This is a genomic window from Polymorphospora sp. A560 (assembly GCF_045781765.1).
Taxonomy (GTDB): Bacteria; Actinomycetota; Actinomycetes; order Mycobacteriales; family Micromonosporaceae; genus Polymorphospora; species Polymorphospora lycopeni.
The window spans coordinates 236,628-255,451 of record NZ_CP122282.1; the positions used below are offsets into that span (position 1 = coordinate 236,628).

At 72.1% G+C, this 18,824-nt stretch carries 13 protein-coding genes and 1 pseudogene; 9 read left to right on the plus strand and 5 right to left on the minus strand.

From position 1 onward, the window contains the following. The first annotated feature begins 3 nt into the window (after positions 1–3). Positions 4–1,545 (plus strand): SpoIIE family protein phosphatase, encoded by a 1,542-nt coding sequence (locus QCD66_RS01160; RefSeq protein ID WP_375735581.1) that lies wholly within the window; start codon positions 4–6, stop codon positions 1,543–1,545. A gap of 2 nt (positions 1,546–1,547) precedes the next feature. On the opposite strand, the gene QCD66_RS01165 is transcribed toward QCD66_RS01160, so the two are convergent. Continuing rightward, entirely contained in the window at positions 1,548–2,441 is an 894-nt protein-coding gene (locus QCD66_RS01165) for a DUF4352 domain-containing protein (protein WP_364214872.1), read from the minus strand. A 146-nt stretch (positions 2,442–2,587) separates the two neighbouring features. Between QCD66_RS01165 and QCD66_RS01170 the strand changes: the two genes are divergently transcribed. Continuing rightward, complete coding sequence (locus QCD66_RS01170) at positions 2,588–3,532, plus strand: threonine/serine dehydratase (protein WP_364214869.1); 945 nt, start codon at positions 2,588–2,590, stop codon at positions 3,530–3,532. Positions 3,533–3,609: 77 nt separating this feature from the next. On the opposite strand, the gene QCD66_RS01175 is transcribed toward QCD66_RS01170, so the two are convergent. Next, complete coding sequence (locus tag QCD66_RS01175; protein ID WP_364214866.1) at positions 3,610–5,718, minus strand: S9 family peptidase; 2,109 nt, start codon at positions 5,716–5,718, stop codon at positions 3,610–3,612. A 230-nt stretch (positions 5,719–5,948) separates the two neighbouring features. Here QCD66_RS01175 and QCD66_RS01180 point away from each other — a divergent pair, with 230 nt between their 5' ends. Then, on the plus strand, positions 5,949–7,247 hold the full coding sequence (locus QCD66_RS01180) for an FAD-binding oxidoreductase (protein WP_364214863.1): 1,299 nt from the start codon (positions 5,949–5,951) through the stop codon (positions 7,245–7,247). A gap of 15 nt (positions 7,248–7,262) precedes the next feature. Here the strand turns inward: QCD66_RS01180 and QCD66_RS01185 are convergent, their stop codons facing one another. Further along, positions 7,263–7,967, minus strand: coding sequence for a TetR/AcrR family transcriptional regulator (locus QCD66_RS01185; protein WP_375735582.1), 705 nt, complete (start codon positions 7,965–7,967; stop codon positions 7,263–7,265). A gap of 245 nt (positions 7,968–8,212) precedes the next feature. Here QCD66_RS01185 and QCD66_RS01190 point away from each other — a divergent pair. Further along, positions 8,213–8,473 (plus strand): annotated as a pseudogene (locus QCD66_RS01190) (DUF1772 domain-containing protein); the annotation flags it as partial. 164 nt (positions 8,474–8,637) lie between these two features. Here the strand turns inward: QCD66_RS01190 and QCD66_RS01195 are convergent. Next, positions 8,638–10,698 carry a SpoIIE family protein phosphatase gene (locus QCD66_RS01195; RefSeq protein ID WP_364214979.1) on the minus strand — a complete coding sequence of 687 codons (2,061 nt, stop codon included), beginning with the start codon at positions 10,696–10,698 and terminating at the stop codon, positions 8,638–8,640. A gap of 199 nt (positions 10,699–10,897) precedes the next feature. Between QCD66_RS01195 and QCD66_RS01200 the strand changes: the two genes are divergently transcribed. The 3 genes from QCD66_RS01200 to QCD66_RS01210 all read left to right on the plus strand — a co-directional run bounded on the left by QCD66_RS01200 (position 10,898) and on the right by QCD66_RS01210 (position 16,226). Continuing rightward, a complete protein-coding gene (locus QCD66_RS01200; RefSeq protein ID WP_407566969.1) occupies positions 10,898–15,265 on the plus strand; it encodes a HAMP domain-containing protein in 4,368 nt (1,455 codons plus the stop codon). 61 nt (positions 15,266–15,326) lie between these two features. Further along, positions 15,327–15,881, plus strand: coding sequence for a response regulator (locus QCD66_RS01205; protein ID WP_357540595.1), 555 nt, complete (start codon positions 15,327–15,329; stop codon positions 15,879–15,881). Between the two features lie 69 nt (positions 15,882–15,950). Next, on the plus strand, positions 15,951–16,226 hold the full coding sequence (locus QCD66_RS01210) for a hypothetical protein (protein WP_364214847.1): 276 nt from the start codon (positions 15,951–15,953) through the stop codon (positions 16,224–16,226). Positions 16,227–16,303: 77 nt separating this feature from the next. Here QCD66_RS01210 and QCD66_RS01215 read toward each other — a convergent pair whose 3' ends face one another. Continuing rightward, positions 16,304–16,639, minus strand: a complete 336-nt coding sequence (locus QCD66_RS01215) for an STAS domain-containing protein (RefSeq protein ID WP_357540599.1) — start codon at positions 16,637–16,639, stop codon at positions 16,304–16,306. Between the two features lie 143 nt (positions 16,640–16,782). On the opposite strand from QCD66_RS01215, the gene hemL reads away from it, so the two are divergent. Both hemL and QCD66_RS01225 read left to right on the plus strand, forming a co-directional pair. Beyond that, entirely contained in the window at positions 16,783–18,123 is a 1,341-nt protein-coding gene (hemL, locus tag QCD66_RS01220; protein ID WP_375735584.1) for a glutamate-1-semialdehyde 2,1-aminomutase, read from the plus strand. A gap of 16 nt (positions 18,124–18,139) precedes the next feature. After that, entirely contained in the window at positions 18,140–18,787 is a 648-nt protein-coding gene (locus tag QCD66_RS01225; protein ID WP_364214840.1) for a histidine phosphatase family protein, read from the plus strand. The last annotated feature ends 37 nt before the right edge of the window (positions 18,788–18,824 follow it).

The following is an 18,824-nucleotide window of genomic DNA, read 5'->3' on the forward strand; positions in this document are numbered from 1 at the left end:
CCGGTGGACACCGAAGCGGCGACCGTGCTGGTGGTCGACGACAGCGTCACCAAGCGCTACCTGCTGGTCAACTGGCTGACCCGGGCCGGCTACCAGGTCGTCGAGGCGGAAACCGGCGGCCAGGCGCTGGCCATGGTCGGCGAGCTACCGATCGACCTCGTCGTGCTCGACGTACGGCTGCCGGACATGAACGGGCTCGACGTCTGCGAGAAGATCAAGTCTGATCCGCGGCATGCCGCCCTGCCGGTCATCCACGTGTCCGCGCACGCCGTCGACGTCGCCGACCGGGCGCAGGGGCTGACCCGGGGCGCCGACGCCTATCTCGCCGAACCGATCGAGCCCGAGGAACTGGTCGCCACCGCCCAGGCGGTGCTGCGCTACTACCGGGCCCGGCAGCGGGCCGAACTGCTCGTCCGCCGGCTCAGCCTGCTCGCCGACACGACGCTCGCGGTCAACTCCGCGTCCACGCTGCTCCAACTGCTGGAGGCGGCCGCCGCCGGGGCCGCCCGGATCTACGGCTCGCCGGCACTGGTCGCCGCCGAGAGCGGCGACGGGGAATGCCTGGCCGCAGTCACCACCGGACCCGGCTCGGAGCCGTGGGTGCGTCCCTGGAAGGTTCAGGAACCGGACATCGCGGTCGGCTCCAGCGTGCGCGAGGAGCCGTGCGACCGGTGGGCGGTGCTGGACTGGCCGGAGGAGAAGGTGGCGGTCGCCTCGGCGCGGCTGCGGGCCGACCGACCCCCGCTGTACGTCGTGGTGCCGGCGAGCGGGCCGTTGCCCGGTGTGCCGGTGCTCGGCCAGCTGGCGCAGGCCGTCGCGGCCGCGGTCGAGGCGCAGCGGTCGTACGACGAGGAACACCGCATCGCGATCACCCTCCAGCGCAGCCTCCTGCCCCGCCACATCCCCGAGATCGCCGGCCTGGACCTCGCCGTACGGTACGAGCCGGCGAGCGCGCAGACCGAGATCGGTGGCGACTTCTACGAACTGGCGATGATCGGCGGGCAGTTGCTCGTCGCGATCGGCGACGTCGCCGGACACTCCCTGCACGCCGCCACGGTCATGGCCGAGGTACGGCACGCCGTCCGGGCGTACGCGGTGGAGGGACACCAGCCGGGGGCCGTCCTCGAACGCGTCGACGAGTTGCTACGTACCCTGCTGCCGGGCGAACTGGCCACGATCTGCCTGCTGCTGCTCGACCCGGAGACCGGGCGGATCCGGATGGCCAGCGCCGGTCACCTCCCGCCGCTGCTGGTGACCGACGGGGGCGTCGACTACCTGGAGCGGCGGGCGCCGCTGCTCGGCGTACGGGCCGGACGCCCCGACGACCTGGAGTTCACCCTGCCGCCCGGGGCGACCCTGGTGCTCTACACCGACGGGCTCGTCGAGCGGCGCGACGCCGACATCGACGAGGGGATGCGGGCGTTGGCGGCCTGCGCGACGACGGTCGAGCCGGACCTCGACCGGTTCTGCGACCGCCTGCTGGTCGAGCTGGCCGCTCCCGAGATCCACGACGACATCGCGGTCGTCGCCGTCCGCCGGCACTGACGTCACTCGGTACGGACCGTGACCCCGGGCGAATCCTTCGAGCTGTGCAGCCGGAGGCGGACGATCCGGGCGTCCGGCGGGATGTCGTAGACGAGCACGCCGGTGACCTGGTTGCCGGGATTCAGCGGGCCGGGGAGGACCTGCTGGTCGATGCTGGCGAGCGCGCCGGCACTACTGTCCGCGCCGAACTGCTTGTCCGTCGGACCGTACGCCTTCTGGAGGCTGTCGGAGAACGTGGCCGGGCGGTCGCCGACGTTGCGTACCACCAGGTCGACGAGGCAGAACTGGCCTGCGGCGCTCTGGCTGACGAACAGGTCGCCGATCCGCCCGATGCCGCATTCCAGGCCGGTCACCCGGAACTCCAGGTCGCCGTCGCGTACCGGCTGGTTGATGCCGACCGTACGCCCGCCACGGTCGCGCGCGTCGTCGTAGATGTCGCGTCCCCAGATCAGCGCGCTCACCACCACCCCGACACAGCAGCAGAGGAGTACGACGGCCACGATCGTGATGATCAGGGCGAGCCGGCCGCGGCGTTCCGGGGGCGGCTGGTGGGGTTGGCCGTACGGGGGTGGCAGGTCGGGGGGTGGGGGAAGGTCGGGCGGCGGGAGCGGGGGCGGGCCGCCGCCGAGTGGTGGTGCGGTGGCCGCGGTCTCCGGTGTGGACCAGTCCGGTGGCCGGTTCGGTCCGGCCGGACCGGGTACGGGCCCGGACGGGCTGCCGCCGGTCGGGCCGGGGCCGGGCTGGCCGGTCGCGGACGGGCCGGGCTGGCCGGGGGCGGGGCCGGACGGGGTGGTCGGCCCCGGCCCGTCGGCGGGCCGGGATTGGTCGCCTGGCCCGGGACGGCTGGCCTGCCCCGGGTCGGTCGGGTCGCTGCCGGCCGGATCGTGCCTGCTCATCGCGGTCCCCCGAATCGCGCGCTTTGCCCGATTCTAGGCTCAGGTGGTCCGGCTATCCCGTGAAACGGTTCCAAGGCGGCGGCACGGTCCACGCGGGCCGGACTGGACCGCGCGCCGGCCCGGCGGGCGCCCGCATAGTGGTGGGCATGCGACTGGTGACCCTCGACGAGATCAGAGCCGCGGCCACGTCGGTCGACGGCGTGACCCTGCGTACCCCGCTCGTGCCCTGCCGGTGGGACGACGGCCTGGCGCTGAAGGCCGAGAGCTTGCAGCCGGTCGGGTCGTTCAAGCTACGGGGCGCGACCCACGCCGTCGCCTCGCTGACCCCCGACGCCCGTGCCCGCGGGGTGGTCACCCACTCGTCCGGCAACCACGGCCAGGCCCTCGCCTATGCCGCCCGGGCCGCCGGGGCACCCTGCACCGTCGTCATCCCCGACGGCGCCCCGGCGATCAAGATCGACCAGGTGCGCGCCCTCGGCGCCACCGTGGTGATCGTCCCGCCGGCCGAGCGGCTCACCGAGGCCCGGCGGCTCGCGGCGGAGGGCGGGCTGACGCTCGTCCCGCCCTTCGACGACCGGTCGGTCATCGCCGGCCAGGGGACCGTCGGGCTGGAGATCCTCGAGCAGGCGCCCGACGTGGAGGTGGTGCTCGTGCCGGTCGGCGGCGGCGGGCTGGCCTCCGGGGTCGCCACCGCCGTCAAGGCGCTGGCCCCGCACGTCGCCGTGGTCGGCGTCGAACCCGAGTACGCGGCGGACGCCCGCGACTCGCTCGCCGCCGGCGAGGTCGTCGTCTGGGACCTCGCGGACACCTACCGGACCAGCGCCGACGGGCTGCGTACCAACCTGTCCGAACTCACCCTCGCCCACCTGAGCCGGCATCTCGACGGGATCGTGACCGTCACCGAGGACGAGATCCGGACGGCCAACGCCCGGCTGGTGCGCGAGGCGCGCCTGGTGGTGGAGCCGAGCGGGGCGGTGACCACGGCGGCCCGGATGTTCCGGGCGGACGAACTGCCCGGTGGCCGTACGGTCGCGGTGGTCAGCGGCGGCAACATCGACCCCGCTCTTCTGGCCACCCTGGCCACCCTCTGAACGCCCCGCGATCTTGCACTTGTCGCCCGACAAACAGGGCGAACGGGGGAGACAAGTGCAAGATCGCGGGGGAACCGTCAGGCCGGCGGGAGCAGGTGGTCGAGGATCCAGGCGTTGACGAACGCCTCTTCCTTCCACGCGTCGTAGCGGCCGCTCGGGCCGCCGTGACCGGCACCCATCTCGGTCTTCAGCAGGTAGGAGCCTTCCGGCGCGACCGCCCGCAGCCGGGCCACCCACTTGGCCGGCTCGTGGTAGAGCACCCGGGTGTCGTTGAGGCTGGTGACCGCCAGGATCGCCGGATAGTCCACCGCCGCCACGTTCTCGTACGGCGTGTAGGACTTCATGTAGGCGTAGACCTCCGGGTCCCGCAGCGGGTTGCCCCACTCCTCCCACTCGGTGACGGTGAGCGGCAGCGACGGGTCCAGGATGGTGTTGAGCGCGTCGACGAAGGGCACCTGCGCGACGATGCCGGCGAAGGCGTCCGGCGCCAGGTTGGCGATCGCGCCCATCAACAGCCCACCGGCCGAACCGCCCCGCGCCACCAGTCGGGCGCTCGACGTCCAGTCGCTCTTCACCAGGTGCCGGGCCGCCGCCACGAAGTCGGTGAAGGTGTTCTTCTTGGTCAGCATCTTGCCGTCCTCGTACCAGCGACGGCCCATCTCGCCGCCGCCGCGCACGTGCGCCACCGCGAAGATGACCCCACGGTCGAGCAACGACAGCCGGGCCACCGAGAACCACGGGTCCATGCTCGCCTCGTACGAGCCGTAGCCGTAGATCACGCACGGCGCGGACCCGTCGCGCGGGGTGCCGGCCCGGCAGACCAGCGAGACCGGGATCCGGGTGCCGTCGTCGGCGAGGGCCCACTCGCGGTGCTGCTCGTAGTCGGCCGGGTCGTACGGCCGCCCGTCCGGGCCCGGCAGCACCGGCTTGCGCCGGCGCAGGGTCAGCCGGCGGGTCACCAGGTCGTAGTCGTAGATCGAATCGGGGGAGACCAGCGAGGTGTACGACAGCCGGACGGAGTTGGTGTCGTATTCCGGGTTGGCGGACAGCCCGACGCTGTAGAGCGGCTCGGGGAAGTCGATGTCGAAGGTGTCGGTGCTGCCGATCGGCAGCACCCGCAGCCCGGTGAGGCCGTCCTTGCGCATCGAGACGACCAGGTGGTTGGCGAAGGCGTCGACCGACTCCAGCCGGGTGCCGGGGGAGTGCTCGATCATGGGCGCCCAGTCGCCGGGCGCGTCGGCCGAGGTGTAGGCCAGCGCGAAGTCCTCGGCGCCGTCGTTGTGCAGGATCAGGAACCGGTGCCCGTGGTGCTCGACGGAGTATTCGACGCCCTGCCGGCGCGGCGCGACGACGATCGGCTCGCCGGTCGGGTCGCTCGCCGGGATGACCCGTACCTCGCTGGTGAGCTTGCTGTGTACGTCGATGACGACGAACTTCTCCGAGCGGGTCAGTTCGATGCCGACCCAGAAGCGCTCGTCGGTCTCCTCGTAGACGACGACGTCGTCGGCGGCGGGACTGCCGACCGCGTGCCGCCAGACCCGGTGCGGCCGCCACGCGTCGTCGACGGTGATGTAGAACAGCGTGGAGCCGTCGGCCGACCAGGCGCTGCCGTAGAACGTGTCGGGCACCTCGTCGGGCAGCACCTCGCCGGTCCGCAGATCCTTGATCCGCAAGGTGAACCGCTCGTCGCCGGCGAAGTCCGTCGAGTATGCGAGCAGGTTGCCGTCGGGGCTGAGGTCGAAGGTGCCGAGCGCGAAGAAGTCGTGGCCTTCGGCGAGGGCGTTGCCGTCGACCAGGATCTCCTCGCCGTCGAGCGGCGCCCCGTCGTCGGGCATCGGCGGATCGGTTTCGCCGTCGCGGATCGCCCGGCGGCACTGGATGCCGTACTGCTGGCCCTCGACGGTGCGGGTGTAGTACCAGTACCCGCCCTTGCGGGTCGGCACCGACAGGTCGGTCTCCTGGGTGCGCTGCCTGATCTCGGCGAACAGCGTCTCGCGCAGGGCCGCCAGGTGGGCGGTGCTGGCCTCGGTGAACTCGTTCTCCGCCTTCAGGTAGGCGATCGTCTCCGGATCGTCCTTGCGGGCGAGCCAGGCGTATTCGTCGATGACGGTGTCGTCGTGGTGGGTGCGCTCGGTGGGCACCCGCTTGGCGACGGGGGCGGCGGTGGCGGGCGTCTCAGTCGTCACGACGGCCACGTTACCGCCCGCCGTCGCCACCACACGTGCCGCGCACGCGGGCCCCACGCGTTCGCCCCGGCGGACGCACGTCCGTTGCGACTCGTTCGAACATGTGTACGATCGGTGGTGGTTGATTCGGTCGTCCCGCCACCCACTCCCGGTCCACGTCACGTGCCACCGGTGTGCGGGCTGACGAGGCGTTGCGGGGGATGACGAGGCGTTACGGGGATGAGGTCACGATGACACCGGCGAGCGGTCCCGATCTGGTGCGGCGGTTGGGCGACATCTGCGGAGCCCGGTTCGCCCGGCCGGCCGGACCGGCCGATCTGGTGGCCGGTGCCCCGGCCCGGTGGGTGGCGGCACCCGGATCGGTCGACGACGTGGCCGCCGTGCTGCGGATCGCGGCGCAGGAAGACCTGTCCGTGGTCGCCCGCGGGGCCGGTTCGAAGATCGACTGGGGAGCGCCGGCCGCTCCGGTCGACATCGTCCTCGACACCGGCCGGCTCGCCGGCATCCGGCACGGCACCCCCGACGAACTGGTCGCCGAGATCGGCGCCGGCACCCCGCTGCGGGCGGTGCAGGCCGCACTCGACCGGGTCGGCCAGCGACTGCCGCTCGACCCGCCGTCACCCGGCGCGACGGTCGGCGGCGTGGTCGCCGCCGACGAGGCCGGCCCGCTGCGCCAACTGCACGGCACCCCGGCCGACCAGTTGGTCGGACTCAGCTATGTGGACGCGTCCGGCGCGGTCACCCGCTCGGAGGGCTGGTCGGCGGCGTGGACGCCGGGGCCCGACCCGGCCCGGCTGCTCTGCGGTTCCCTCGGCGCGCTCGGCGTCGTGGTGTCGGCCACCCTGCGGGTCCAGCCGACCCCGGCCAGCCGGGTCTGGGTGTCCCGTTCGGTCTGGACACCGCTGGAGATGCACGACGTGGTGCGCGACGTACGGGAGGCCGGGCTGGCGCCGGCCGCGATCGAGGTCGACCTGCGCCCGGCCACGCCCGCGCTCGGCGCCGGAAACCGGCCGGCCCACCCGCCGGCCGGCCCCGGCACCCTGTCGATGCTGGTCGAAGGCGGCCCCGCCGAGGTGGCCGAGCGGGTCGCCGAGTTGGTCGCGGTCGCCGGTGGGGACGCGCAGGCCTACGGTGGGCCGCCCGACTGGTGGCGGCGCTACCCGTTCGGTCCGGGCGACGTGGCGCTGCAACTCGACGTGCCGGTCGGCGACCTCCACGCCGCCATCTACGCGCTGCGCGACGCCGCCGGCTCCGCCGTGCCCGTACGCGGTTCGGCCGGGGTCGGGGTCGTGCACGCGGCCCTGCCCGGCCGGCTGCCGCCGGAACGGGTGAGCGCGATCCTGGCCGCGGTGCGCGGAGTGCTGCTCGGCCGGGGTGGCACCTGCGTGGTGGTCGCCGCGCCGACGCCGATCAGGGAAGCCGTCGACCTGTGGGGCGACCTGGCCACCCTGCCCCTGCTGCGACGGATCAAGCACCGCTTCGACCCGCACGCCCGGCTCGCCCCCGGCCGCTTCCCCGGCAGCCGCTGATCGGGAGGTTGCCGGCTAGCCGGGCGGCGGCGGGCTCGTCCCGTGCGCCGGGGCGCACCCGTCCCGCGGGGCCAGCAGGGTGTCGATCAACGTCCGGGCCAGCCATCTCTCGTATTCGGCGGCGCTCCAGTCGCAGATCCCGGTGAGGCGCTCGAAAACCTCGATCGAGGTCAGCGCGTAGATGTGGGCGGCCGCGCGGTCGACGGTCAGCCCCTCGCGGAGAGCGCCCACCTGGGACAGGTGGTCGGCCGGCCCCCGGCTGCCGACCAGCCTCTGCCGCTCGGTGTCGGTCAGCAACTCGTCGATGCCGGCGTCGCCCGGCCCGGCACCCGCGGCCGCCCGCAGCACGCGGTGCACCGCCCCGATCCGCTGGAAGATGGCCGTCGCCATGGCGGCATAGAGCTCCAGCTTCCGGCTCGGGTCGGGCTCGGCGATGATCGCGTGCACCTGCGGTCGGTCACTCTGTGGCACCGGCTGGGCGTCACCGGCCAGGGTGACGTCGTAGACGAGCCGGGCCAGGCCCGGCTTTCCGCCCGGGCAGGACGAGTACAGCGTCTGCACGGCCACGCCGGCGGCGCGGGCCACGTCCGCCATGGTCGTGCCGGCGTATCCGTGCTCCAGCATCAACTCGCGGGCCGCTTCGGCGATTCGCTGCCGGGTCGCGGCGGCCTGCTCCTGGCGCAGGTCGCTGGTGTAGCGCCGCTTCGTCTCCTTGCGCACCGCCCCATCCTGTCAAAGAGTTGATTAGATCTACCTCTAATGAAAGTATGTTGTTCCTGTTAATTGGTGGGTGGAGGGCGGAACCCGTGAGCCTGTTGGCCATCGCGCGCACCGCGGCGGCACTGCTACTCGGCCTGTTCGCAGGCGGCCTGATCTTCGCCGTGCTCGCCCCGTCCCTGCGCGAGCTGCCCGGACCCGCGTACGTCAGGTACTGGCAGGCACTCAACGGCGACTACGGCAGGGCCATGCCGGTGCTGCTGCTGACCTGCGTCGCCCTGCTGGTGGCGACCTCCGCCCTGTCCTACCGGCGCGGCGGGCTCACCTTCGTCCTGAGCCTCGCCGCCACCGGGTTGACGATCGGCGTCATCGTCCTGACCGTGACCTGGCTGGAACCGCTCAACGACATCGCGGACTCGTGGCACCCCGACGAGCCTCCCGGCACCTGGTCGGACCTGCGCGACCGCTGGTGGTCCCTGCATCTGGTCCGGACGGTGTTGGCGCTGGCGGCTTTCGCCTGTCTCCTGCTCGCGCAGGCCGTCGACCAGCCCCGGGCAGCGTCCGACGGCGCCGGCGTCAGCCCGAGGACCCACCCGCCGCGACCCGACGGCACTGAACCCGAATCCCGCGAACGGTCGAGGGTTTCGAATCATCCGGCCGACCGGCCGACGGATCAGGCGGTGCCGTCGTTGCGGATGACCAGGATCGCGATGTCGTCACGCGGCGACTCGACCGAGAAGCCGAGCGTCGCACTGCGCAGCCGGGCCGCCACCACGTCGGCGGAGTATCCGGCGAGCGGCCCGGCGGCGTCGCGCAGCCGTTCGGTGCCGAACAGTTCCCGGCCGCGCCGCCGCTCGGTCACCCCGTCGGTGTAGAACACCAGCGCGTCGCCGGGGCGCAGCGGCACTCCGACCGACGGCGAGGCGATCGTGTCGAGCAGCCCGAGGGCGGTGCCGCCGGTGCCGACGAACGAGGCCCGGCCGTCGGTGCGTACGAGCACCGGCCGGTCGTGACCGGCCAGGTGCAGCGACACGTCGAGCAGTCCGTCGCCGGCCCGGCCGACCGCCGCGAGGGCGAGCGTGCAGTAGCGTCCGCCGCCGCGCTCGACCAGGGTCTTGTTGAGCCGGGCCAGCGCCTCGGGCAGCGGCTTGCCGTCGCCGACGAGCACCCGGATGACGTCCCGGACGAGCCCGGTCACCGCAGCGGCCTGTACGCCCTTGCCGGACACGTCGCCGATGACCACCAGCCAGCGACCGTCGGGCAGCGGTACGACGTCGTAGAAGTCGCCGCCGACGGCGGCGGTGTCGCCGGTCGGGACGTATTCGGCGGCGAAGCCGATGCCCTCGACCACCGGCAGCACCGGCGGCAGCAGCGACTGTTGCAGGGTGTGCGCGATGCGGCGACGCTCGTCGTGGATCCGCGCGTTGTCGATGGCCAGCGCGGCCCGCCGGGCCACGTCTTCGAGGACGGCCACCTCGTCGGGGTCGTGCCGGTGCCGCTGGTGCCGGCCGACCGCGAGGGTGCCGAGCCGCTGGCCCCGGGCGATCAGCGGTACGGCGATCCCGTCCATCGGCGCGCCGAGCGGCACCTGCGAACCGGACCGCGACGCCTCGCGCAGCCGCCCGTGCAGCGAGTCGGAGCCGTTCTCCTTGAGCAGGTCGTGCAGTTGGGGCAGGACAGATTCGTCGGCGTGGCTGGCGGCCGCCAGGTGCAGCCGTCCCCACTCGTCGGTGGTGTGCACCGCGCACCACTGCCCCAGCCGCGGCACCACGAGCTGCGGGATGAGGGCCATGGTCAGCTCGACGTCGAGCGACTGGGCGAGCAGTTCGCTGGCCTCGGCGAGGAACGTCAACCAGGTCTGCCGGCGTACGTCGGCCCGGCGCAGCCGGTCGTTCTCCAGGTGCAGGGAGAGCCGTTCGGCGACGAGCGCGGCCAGCGGCCGGGCATACCCGGAGGGCGCGGCGTCGAGTTCCAGTTCGCCGGAGTACGGCCGGTTGACCGCGAGCGGGACGCGCACCAGGTCGTCCTCGGGACGCGGGTGCCGGCCGTACCGGGCGAGCAGTTGGGCGCCCGCGCCGTCGCCACGGTCGAGGCGGACCGCCCCACCGGCGGCACCGACCATCTCGGCGACTCGGGCGAGCAGCGCGCCGGCGAAGTCGGACAGCGTGTCGTCGGCGTAGGCGTCGGGGGCGACGTGCATCAGCGCGTTCATCGCGCCGGCGCTCGGGGCGTCGCTCGGTTCCGCGGCGGTGGTGATCGTCGGGGTGGGTGACGGGCCGGGATTGTGCCGGTGGTCGGCCGGCGGCGGATCGGCCGCCGGACCACCCTTGCGGTCGAGCCGGAACCACACGCCCTTGCCGGTCGGCAGGTGGGTGGTGCCCCACCGGCTGGAGAAGTGGTCGACGAGCAGCAGGCCACGTCCCCGCTCCGACACTTCGGATATGTCCGTATGGTCATTTTTCGGAGTGACCCGTACTGTTTCCAGGGGTCCGGCCGCGAAGTCGGTGACCGTCACGGTCAGCCCGGCGGGGTCGGCGACCACCTCGATGTCCAGTTCGGTCTTGGCGTGCATGACCGCGTTGGTCGAGAGTTCGGTGGTCAGCAGCAACGCCTCGTTGAGCAGTTCGTCGAGGTCGGCGTCGGCGAGCACCGATCGCACCACGGCCCGCGCGGCCGCCGGCGTACGCCGGTCGGCGGGGAGCCGAACCCTGCGGACGTGCTCGTCCGCGCCCATCGGGCCCTGTCCGGTCTCCGCTGACACCCCTGCATCCTCCACCGGCGGCCCCTGATCCTCCAAGCCGGGCACCCGACCGGGTACGCCCCAAGCATGGTCACGCTCGCACTCGGCGCCGCAAAGGAGCAATGATGAGGTACCGGCCGGCAAGAAACGGCCGGTGGACGTGCTGCCCTGTCCCAGAACTGAGCGAGGCGCGATGACGACGGCGAAACAGCAGGCCCCGGCCGCCGACCCGACCCGGTCCGAGGAAGCTGTCCTGCTCGACGAGTTGGCCGAGGCGCTGCGCAGGGTCCGCCGGGGCGAGCTGAAGACGAGGCTGCCCCGGCGCACCGGTGTCGGCAGCGAGGTCGTCGACGCCTTCAACGAGGTGGTCGGGCTGCAAGAGCGGCAGAACCTCGACGTACGGCGGATCAGCCGGATCGTCGGGCGGGACGGCCGGCTCACCGAGCGGCTGGACGAGGAGGGCTTCGACGGCGCGTGGGCAGACGGCCAGCGGGCGATCAACTCCCTGATCGACGACCTCGGTCGGCCGACCACCGAGATCGCCCGGGTCATCGTCGCGGTCGCCGACGGCGACCTCTCCCAGCACATGCACCTGGAGATCGACGGCCGGCCGCTGCGCGGCGAGTTCCTGCGCATCGGCCGCACCGTCAACACGATGGTCGACCAGCTCTCGTCGTTCGCCGACGAGGTGACCCGGGTGGCCCGCGAGGTGGGCACCGAGGGCGAGCTGGGCGGCCAGGCCGACGTACGCGGCGTCGCCGGCACGTGGAAGGACCTGACCGACTCGGTCAACACGATGGCCTCCAACCTGACCCACCAGGTGCGGTCGATCTCGCAGGTGGCGACCGCGGTGGCCCGGGGCGACCTGTCGCAGAAGATCACCGTGTCGGCGCGCGGCGAGGTCGCCGAGCTGGCCGACACGATGAACTCGCTGACCGACACGCTGCGGCTCTTCGCCGAGCAGGTGACCCGGGTGGCCCGCGAGGTGGGCACCGAGGGCAAGCTGGGCGGCCAGGCCGAGGTGCCCAACGTCGCCGGCACGTGGAAGGACCTCACCGACAGCGTCAACTCGATGGCGTCGAACCTGACCGCCCAGGTGCGGAACATCGCCCAGGTGTCGACGGCGGTGGCCAACGGCGACCTGTCGCAGAAGATCACCGTGGCCGCCCAGGGCGAGATCCTGGAACTCAAGGACACCGTCAACACGATGGTCGACCAGTTGTCGTCGTTCGCCGACGAGGTCACCCGGGTGGCCCGCGAGGTCGGTATCGAGGGCAAGCTCGGTGGTCAGGCCCAGGTGCGTGGCCTGTCCGGCACGTGGCGCGACCTCACCGAGAACGTCAACCAGCTCGCCGGCAACCTCACCTCACAGGTCCGGAACATCTCGCAGGTGTCGACAGCGGTGGCCAAGGGCGACCTGTCGCAGAAGATCACGGTCGACGCCCGGGGCGAGATCCTGGAGCTGAAGTCGACGGTGAACACGATGGTGGACCAGTTGTCGTCGTTCGCCGACGAGGTGACCCGGGTGGCCCGCGAGGTGGGCACCGAGGGCAAGCTCGGCGGCCAGGCCCAGGTCAAGGGCGTCTCCGGCACGTGGCGCGACCTCACGGACAACGTCAACTCGATGGCGTCGAACCTGACCTCGCAGGTGCGGAACATCGCCTCGGTCACCACGGCCGTCGCCAAGGGCGACCTGTCGCAGAAGATCACGGTCGACGCCCGGGGCGAGATCCTGGAGCTGAAGTCGACGGTGAACACGATGGTGGACCAGTTGTCGTCGTTCGCCGACGAGGTGACCCGGGTGGCCCGCGAGGTGGGCACCGAGGGCAAGCTCGGCGGTCAGGCCCAGGTGCGCGGTGTGGCCGGCACCTGGCGCGACCTCACGGACAACGTCAACTTCATGGCGTCGAACCTGACCGCCCAGGTCCGCAACATCGCCCAGGTCTCCACCGCGGTCGCGCGCGGCGACCTCTCGCAGAAGATCACCGTCGACGCGCAGGGCGAGATCCTGGAGCTGAAGTCGACGGTGAACACGATGGTGGACCAGTTGTCGTCGTTCGCCGACGAGGTGACCCGGGTGGCCCGCGAGGTCGGCATCGAGGGCAAGCTCGGTGGTCAGGCCCAGGTGCGCGGCGTCTCGGGCACCTGGCGAGACCTGACCGACAACGTCAACTCGATGGCGTCGAACCTGACCGCCCAGGTGCGGAACATCGCCTCGGTCACCACGGCGGTGGCCCGCGGCGACCTCGGTCAGAAGATCACCGTCGACGCGCAGGGCGAGATCCTGGAGCTGAAGTCGACCGTCAACACGATGGTGGACCAGTTGTCGTCGTTCGCCGACGAGGTGACCCGGGTCGGCCGCGAGGTCGGCATCGAGGGCAAGCTCGGCGGCCAGGCCCAGGTGCGTGGCGTCGCCGGCACCTGGCGTGACCTGACCGACAACGTCAACCAGCTCGCCTCCACCCTGACCACCCAGCTGCGGGCGATCTCCCAGGTTTCGACTGCGGTGACCCGCGGTGACCTGACCCAGCGAATCGCGGTCGAGGCGCAGGGCGAGGTCGCGGAGCTGAAGGACAACATCAACCAGATGATCGTCACGCTCCGCGAGACGACCAAGAAGAACGCCGAGCAGGGTTGGCTCGACTCCAACCTGGCCCGGATCGGCGGGCTGCTCCAGGGCCAGCGGGACCTCGGCGAGGTCTGCCGGATGATCATGACCGAGGTGACACCGCTCGTCGACGCGCAACTCGGCGCCTTCTTCCTCGCCGACAACGACGAGGCTGTCACCCGGCTGCGGCTGACCGCGTCGTACGGCTACGTCGCCCGCAACCACGACGTCACCTTCGGGCCCAGCGAAGGGCTCGTCGGCCAGGTCGCGGTGTCCCGGCGGATCATCCGGGTCGGCGCCACCGCGCCGGCCGGCCAGCTCACCCTGCGCTCCGGCCTGCTCGAAGCCACCCCACGCGACCTGGTCGTCCTGCCGGTCCTCTTCGAGGGCGAACTGCTCGGCGTCATCGAGTTCGCCTGCGTCGCCGCCTTCTCCGAACTGCACCTGACCTTCCTCGAACGGCTCGTCGCCACGATCGGGATCGCGCTCAACACGATCCAGGCCAACCGGCGTACGGAGGAACTGCTCGCCCAGTCCCAGCGACTGGCCCACGAGTTGCAGGAGCAGTCGGCGGAACTGCAGCGCACCAACGCCGAACTGGAGGACAAGGCGCAACTGCTGTCGGAGCAGAAGGGCAACATCGAGACCAAGAACCGCGAGATCGAGATGGCCCGGATCGGTCTGGAGGAGAAGGCCCAGCAGCTGTCCCGGGCGTCGGCGTACAAGTCGGAGTTCCTCGCCAACATGAGCCACGAGCTGCGTACGCCGCTGAACTCGCTGCTCCTGCTCGCCCGGCTGCTGGCCGACAACACCGAGCAGAACCTCAGCCCGAAGCAGATCGAGTTCGCCCGCACGATCCACAGCGCTGGGTCCGACCTGCTCTCCCTGATCGACGACATCCTCGACCTGTCGAAGATCGAGGCCGGCCGGATGGACGTCGAGCCGACCGAGGTCGGCTTCGCCGACATCCAGGCCTACGTCGAGCAGGCGTTCGCCCCGCAGGCCGAGGAGAAGAACCTCGAGTTCCAGGTGCAGATCACCCGGGACCTGCCGCCGGTGGTCGTCACCGACGCGCAGCGCCTCCAGCAGATCCTGCGCAACCTGCTCTCCAACGCGGTCAAGTTCACCGACACCGGGGCGGTACGGCTCCAGATCGGCCAGGCTCCGGAGGGGATGTACTTCGACGTACCGGCGCTGGCGACCGCCCGCCAGGTGGTGGCCTTCGCGGTGATCGACACCGGGATCGGGATCTCCGACGACAAGCTGTCGCTGATCTTCGAGGCGTTCCAGCAGGCCGACGGCACCACCAGCCGCCGGTACGGCGGAACCGGCCTGGGCCTGTCGATCAGCCGGGACATCGCCCAGTTGCTCGGCGGCACGATCGTCGTCTCGTCCGCGCCCGGGCAGGGGTCGACGTTCACGCTGTTCCTGCCGGACGTGCTCGCGCCGGACGCGGTGGTGACGCCGGGGCCGACCCCGCTGCCGCCGGCCCGCGTCAGCCCGTCGCTGGTGCTGCCGGCCGCCGAGGAGCTGCCGGCCGCGCCGGTCACCCGCCAGCTCGACGGCACCACCGTGCTGATCATCGACGACGACGTACGGAACGTCTTCGCCCTGACCAGCGCGCTCGAACTGCACGGGATGACGGTGCTCTATTCCGACAACGGCGCCGAAGGGGTACGCCTGCTCGCCGAGCATCCCGAGGTCGATATCGTGTTGATGGACGCGATGATGCCTGACCAGGACGGATACGAGACGACCAGGGCGATCCGGCGCAATCACCGGTTCGCGGACCTGCCGGTGGTGTTCCTGACCGCCAAGGCGATGCCGGGTGACCGGGAGTCCGCCCTGGCGGCCGGGGCCAGCGACTACATCACCAAACCCGTCGACCTCGACGACCTGATCGCCCTGATGGCGGACTGGGTCAACGGCGGGGGGCGGGAGGTAAAGGCGTGACCGTCCGGGCGTCCGGGACGGACGCGTACGCAGCCGGCACCACGACGAAGGGCCCCACCCAGTGACCGAAATGGCGAAAGCGCTGCTCGTCGACGACCGGAAGGACAATCTGCTCGCCCTGGAGGCGATCCTCCAGGGACTGCCGGTGCAGTCGGTCGCCGTCGAGAGCGGTGAGGCCGCCCTGAAGCGGCTGCTGGTCGACGACTTCGCGGTGATCCTGCTCGACGCCCAGATGCCCGACATGGACGGTTTCGAGACGGCGAGCCACATCAAGCGCCGGGAACGTACCCGGCACGTGCCGATCATCTTCCTGACCGCCGCCGACCGCGACGCGCAGCTCGCCCTGCGCGGCTACGCGGTCGGCGCGGTCGACTACCTCACCAAGCCGTTCGACCCGTGGGTGCTCCGGGCCAAGGTGTCGATTTTTGTCGACCTGTGGACCAAGAGCCGCCAGCTGGCGGCGCAGTCCGAGGCCGTACGCGCCCGCGAGGCGCAGTGGCGGTCGCTGACCGAGGCCGTCGACGCGGCAACGGCCCAACTGCGCTCCGACGACCCGTCGGCCCGCGAGCGCGCCGTCGAACTGCTGGAGCAGGCCCGCTGGGGAACCGGCGCCTGACGGCTCGCCGCACCGCGGAGCCGGCCGGGTGCCGTTTCCAGCGCTGTCGATGCGGGTAGTTGTCGGGGCATGTCGCAGCGTGAGACGTTCCCCGCGCCCGGTCACCTCGACCCGCTGTACCGGTTCCACACGCTTCCGCGGCCGAGCCCCGGCCGGCGGCGTACGGCGATCCTGCTGGCGCTGCTCAGCGGCCCGATCGCCGGTCTGCTCTGCGTGCTGCTGGCCCACTCGCTGCTGGCCGGCGCCAGCGGCTGGCTGCAGGCCGCCGTCTTCGTGGTGGTCGGGTTCGCCACCGGATCCGCGGTGCTCGGAGCGCTGGCCACGGTCGACGCCGGGGACCGCTGAGCGGCCGGGCGACCGCGCCAGCCGCGAAGACCGCGCCAGCACCGACGACGACGCCAGCCGCGACGACCGCGCCCGGATCAGCCGGCGGACTGCTCGTTTCGCACCATCAGCGCCGAACGCAGGCCGGTGATGTCGAGCACCCGCAGCAGGAAGTCGCCCACGTTGGTGAGGATCAGCGGGCTGCGTGAGTGGCTCGCCTTACGGCTGAGCACGACAAGGGTGCCCAGCCCCTGGGAGTCGCAGAACGTCACACCGGCCAGGTCCAGGACGATCCGGGCCGGTGGATCGATCAACAGTTCGTTCACCGTGCTCGACAGGCGTGCCGCGGTGAGCATGTCGATCTCGCCGACCAGGGTCACCACCGCCTCGTCGGCCGTACGCTGCACCGCGATCGACAGCTCCGGACGCTCCACAAGGCCACCTTATCGCGCTCTCGCCCACCCGGCCCGTCGACCGGACGGCGCCGGTGACCGGTGGGTTCCACCGGGTGACGTTGACTGCCCTCGGCAGGGGTGGCTGCCAGCCAGCGCCGCAGCGCTGTCAGAATGGCAGCACCGTGACCGAAACGCATACCGCCGGTGCCAGCCGATTCCCGGCTGACGCGCCCGCCTCCGAGGCCCTGTTCGACCGCGCCCGACGCATCATCCCGGGCGGGGTCAATTCTCCCGTGCGCGCCTTCCAGGCGGTCGGCGGCACGCCGAGGTTCATGGCCCGCGGCGCCGGCCCGTGGCTCTTCGACGCCGACGGCCGCCGCTACGTCGACCTGGTCAGCTCCTGGGGCCCACTGATCCTCGGGCACGCCCACCCGGAGGTGGTCGCCGCCGTGCAGGAGGCCGCCGCGCGGGGCACCAGCTTCGGCACCCCGACCGCCGGCGAGGTCGAGCTGGCGGCCGAGATCGTCGCCCGTACCCCGGTCGAGCAGGTCCGCCTGGTCAACTCCGGCACCGAGGCGACCATGTCGGCCATCCGGCTGGCCCGCGGCTTCACCGGGCGGTCCCGGATCGTGAAGTTCTCCGGCTGCTACCACGGCCACGTCGACGCGCTGCTCGCCGCCGCCGGCTCCGGCGTCGCCACCCTCGGCCTGCCCGACTCGCCCGGCGTCACCGGCGCCGCGGCCAGCGAGACGATCGTGCTGCCCTACAACGACCCGGCCGCGGTCGCGGCGGCGTTCGCGGCCGACGGCGAGCACATCGCGGCCGTCATCACCGAGGCGGCCCCGGGCAACATGGGCGTGGTCGCCCCCCGCGACGGCTTCAACCAGGAACTGGCCCGGATCGCGCACGAACACGGCGCGCTGCTGATCGTCGACGAGGTCATGACCGGCTTCCGGGTCTCCGCCGGCGGCTGGGCCGGGCTCGACCCGGTCGACGCCGACCTGTTCACGTTCGGCAAGGTCATGGGTGGCGGGCTGCCCGCCGCCGCCTTCGGCGGCCGGGCCGAGATCATGGCCCGGCTCGCCCCCGCCGGCCCGGTCTACCAGGCCGGCACGCTGTCCGGAAACCCGCTGGCCTGCGCCGCCGGCCTGGCCACCCTGCGGCTGGCCGACGCGGCGCTCTACACCCGGCTCGACGAACTGTCCGCCACCGTGGGCAAGCTCGCGTCTGACACGCTGGCCGCCGCCGGTGTCCCGCACCGGCTGTCGTACGCCGGCAACATGTTCTCGATCTTTTTCACCGAGGCCGACGTCGTCGACTACGACAGCGCGCGCACCCAGGACACCGCCGCGTTCCGGGCCTTTTTCCACGCGATGCTCTCGGCCGGGGTCTACCTGCCGCCGAGCGCGTTCGAGTCGTGGTTCGTCTCGGCGGCGTTGGACGACGCCGCACTGGAGCAGATCGCGGCGGCCCTTCCGGCTGCCGCCGACGCGGCCGCGGCCGCGCGGACGCACGGTGGTTGACAGGCGGGGGTGAACGGTGGCTGAGACGGTCGTCCATGTGCTGCGGCACGGTGAGGTATACAACCCGGAGAAGATCCTCTACGGGCGACTACCCGGCTACCGCCTGTCCGAACTGGGCACGCAGATGGCCAAGGCGGCCGCGCAGGCGCTGGCCGACCGGGACATCTCCTACGTCGTGGCGAGCCCGCTGGAACGGGCCCAGGACACCGCCGAACCCATCGCCGCGCAGTTCGGCCTCCAGGTCGCCGTCGACGAGCGGCTGATCGAGAGCGCGAACTGGTTCGAGGGCAAGCGGGTGTCGCCCGGCGACGGCTCCTTCCGTGACCCCCGCAACTGGTGGGTGCTGCGGGACCCGATGACGCCGTCGTGGGGTGAGGCGTACACCGTCATCGCCGAGCGTATGTTCGCCGCCGTGCACGCCGCCCGGGTCGCCGCCGAGGGCCGCGAAGCGGTCTGCGTCTCCCACCAGTTGCCGATCTGGACGCTGCGCCGGCACGTCGAGCGCAAGCGCCTGTGGCACGACCCGCGCAAGCGGCAGTGCGGGCTGGCCAGCCTCACGTCCTTCCACTTCGACGGGGCCAAGGTCGTCGGAATCGGCTACTCGGAGCCGGCCGCGCACCTGGTCGCCATGTCGCCAGGGGCCCGTACGGCCAAGGGCGCGTGACGGCCGTGCAGATCGCAGCCGCGAACGCGGCGACCAG

Excerpts from the sequence above, each read along its gene's own strand:
- QCD66_RS01195 (WP_364214979.1), bottom strand. The coding sequence starts at position 10,698 with ATGGGCGCGGACGAGCACGTCCGCAGGGTTCGGCTCCCCGCCGACCGG.
- QCD66_RS01170 (WP_364214869.1), top strand. The coding sequence starts at position 2,588 with ATGCGACTGGTGACCCTCGACGAGATCAGAGCCGCGGCCACGTCGGTC.
- QCD66_RS01165 (WP_364214872.1), bottom strand. The coding sequence starts at position 2,441 with ATGAGCAGGCACGATCCGGCCGGCAGCGACCCGACCGACCCGGGGCAG.
- QCD66_RS01200 (WP_407566969.1), top strand. The coding sequence starts at position 10,898 with ATGACGACGGCGAAACAGCAGGCCCCGGCCGCCGACCCGACCCGGTCC.
- QCD66_RS01210 (WP_364214847.1), top strand. The coding sequence starts at position 15,951 with ATGTCGCAGCGTGAGACGTTCCCCGCGCCCGGTCACCTCGACCCGCTG.
- QCD66_RS01180 (WP_364214863.1), top strand. The coding sequence starts at position 5,949 with ATGACACCGGCGAGCGGTCCCGATCTGGTGCGGCGGTTGGGCGACATC.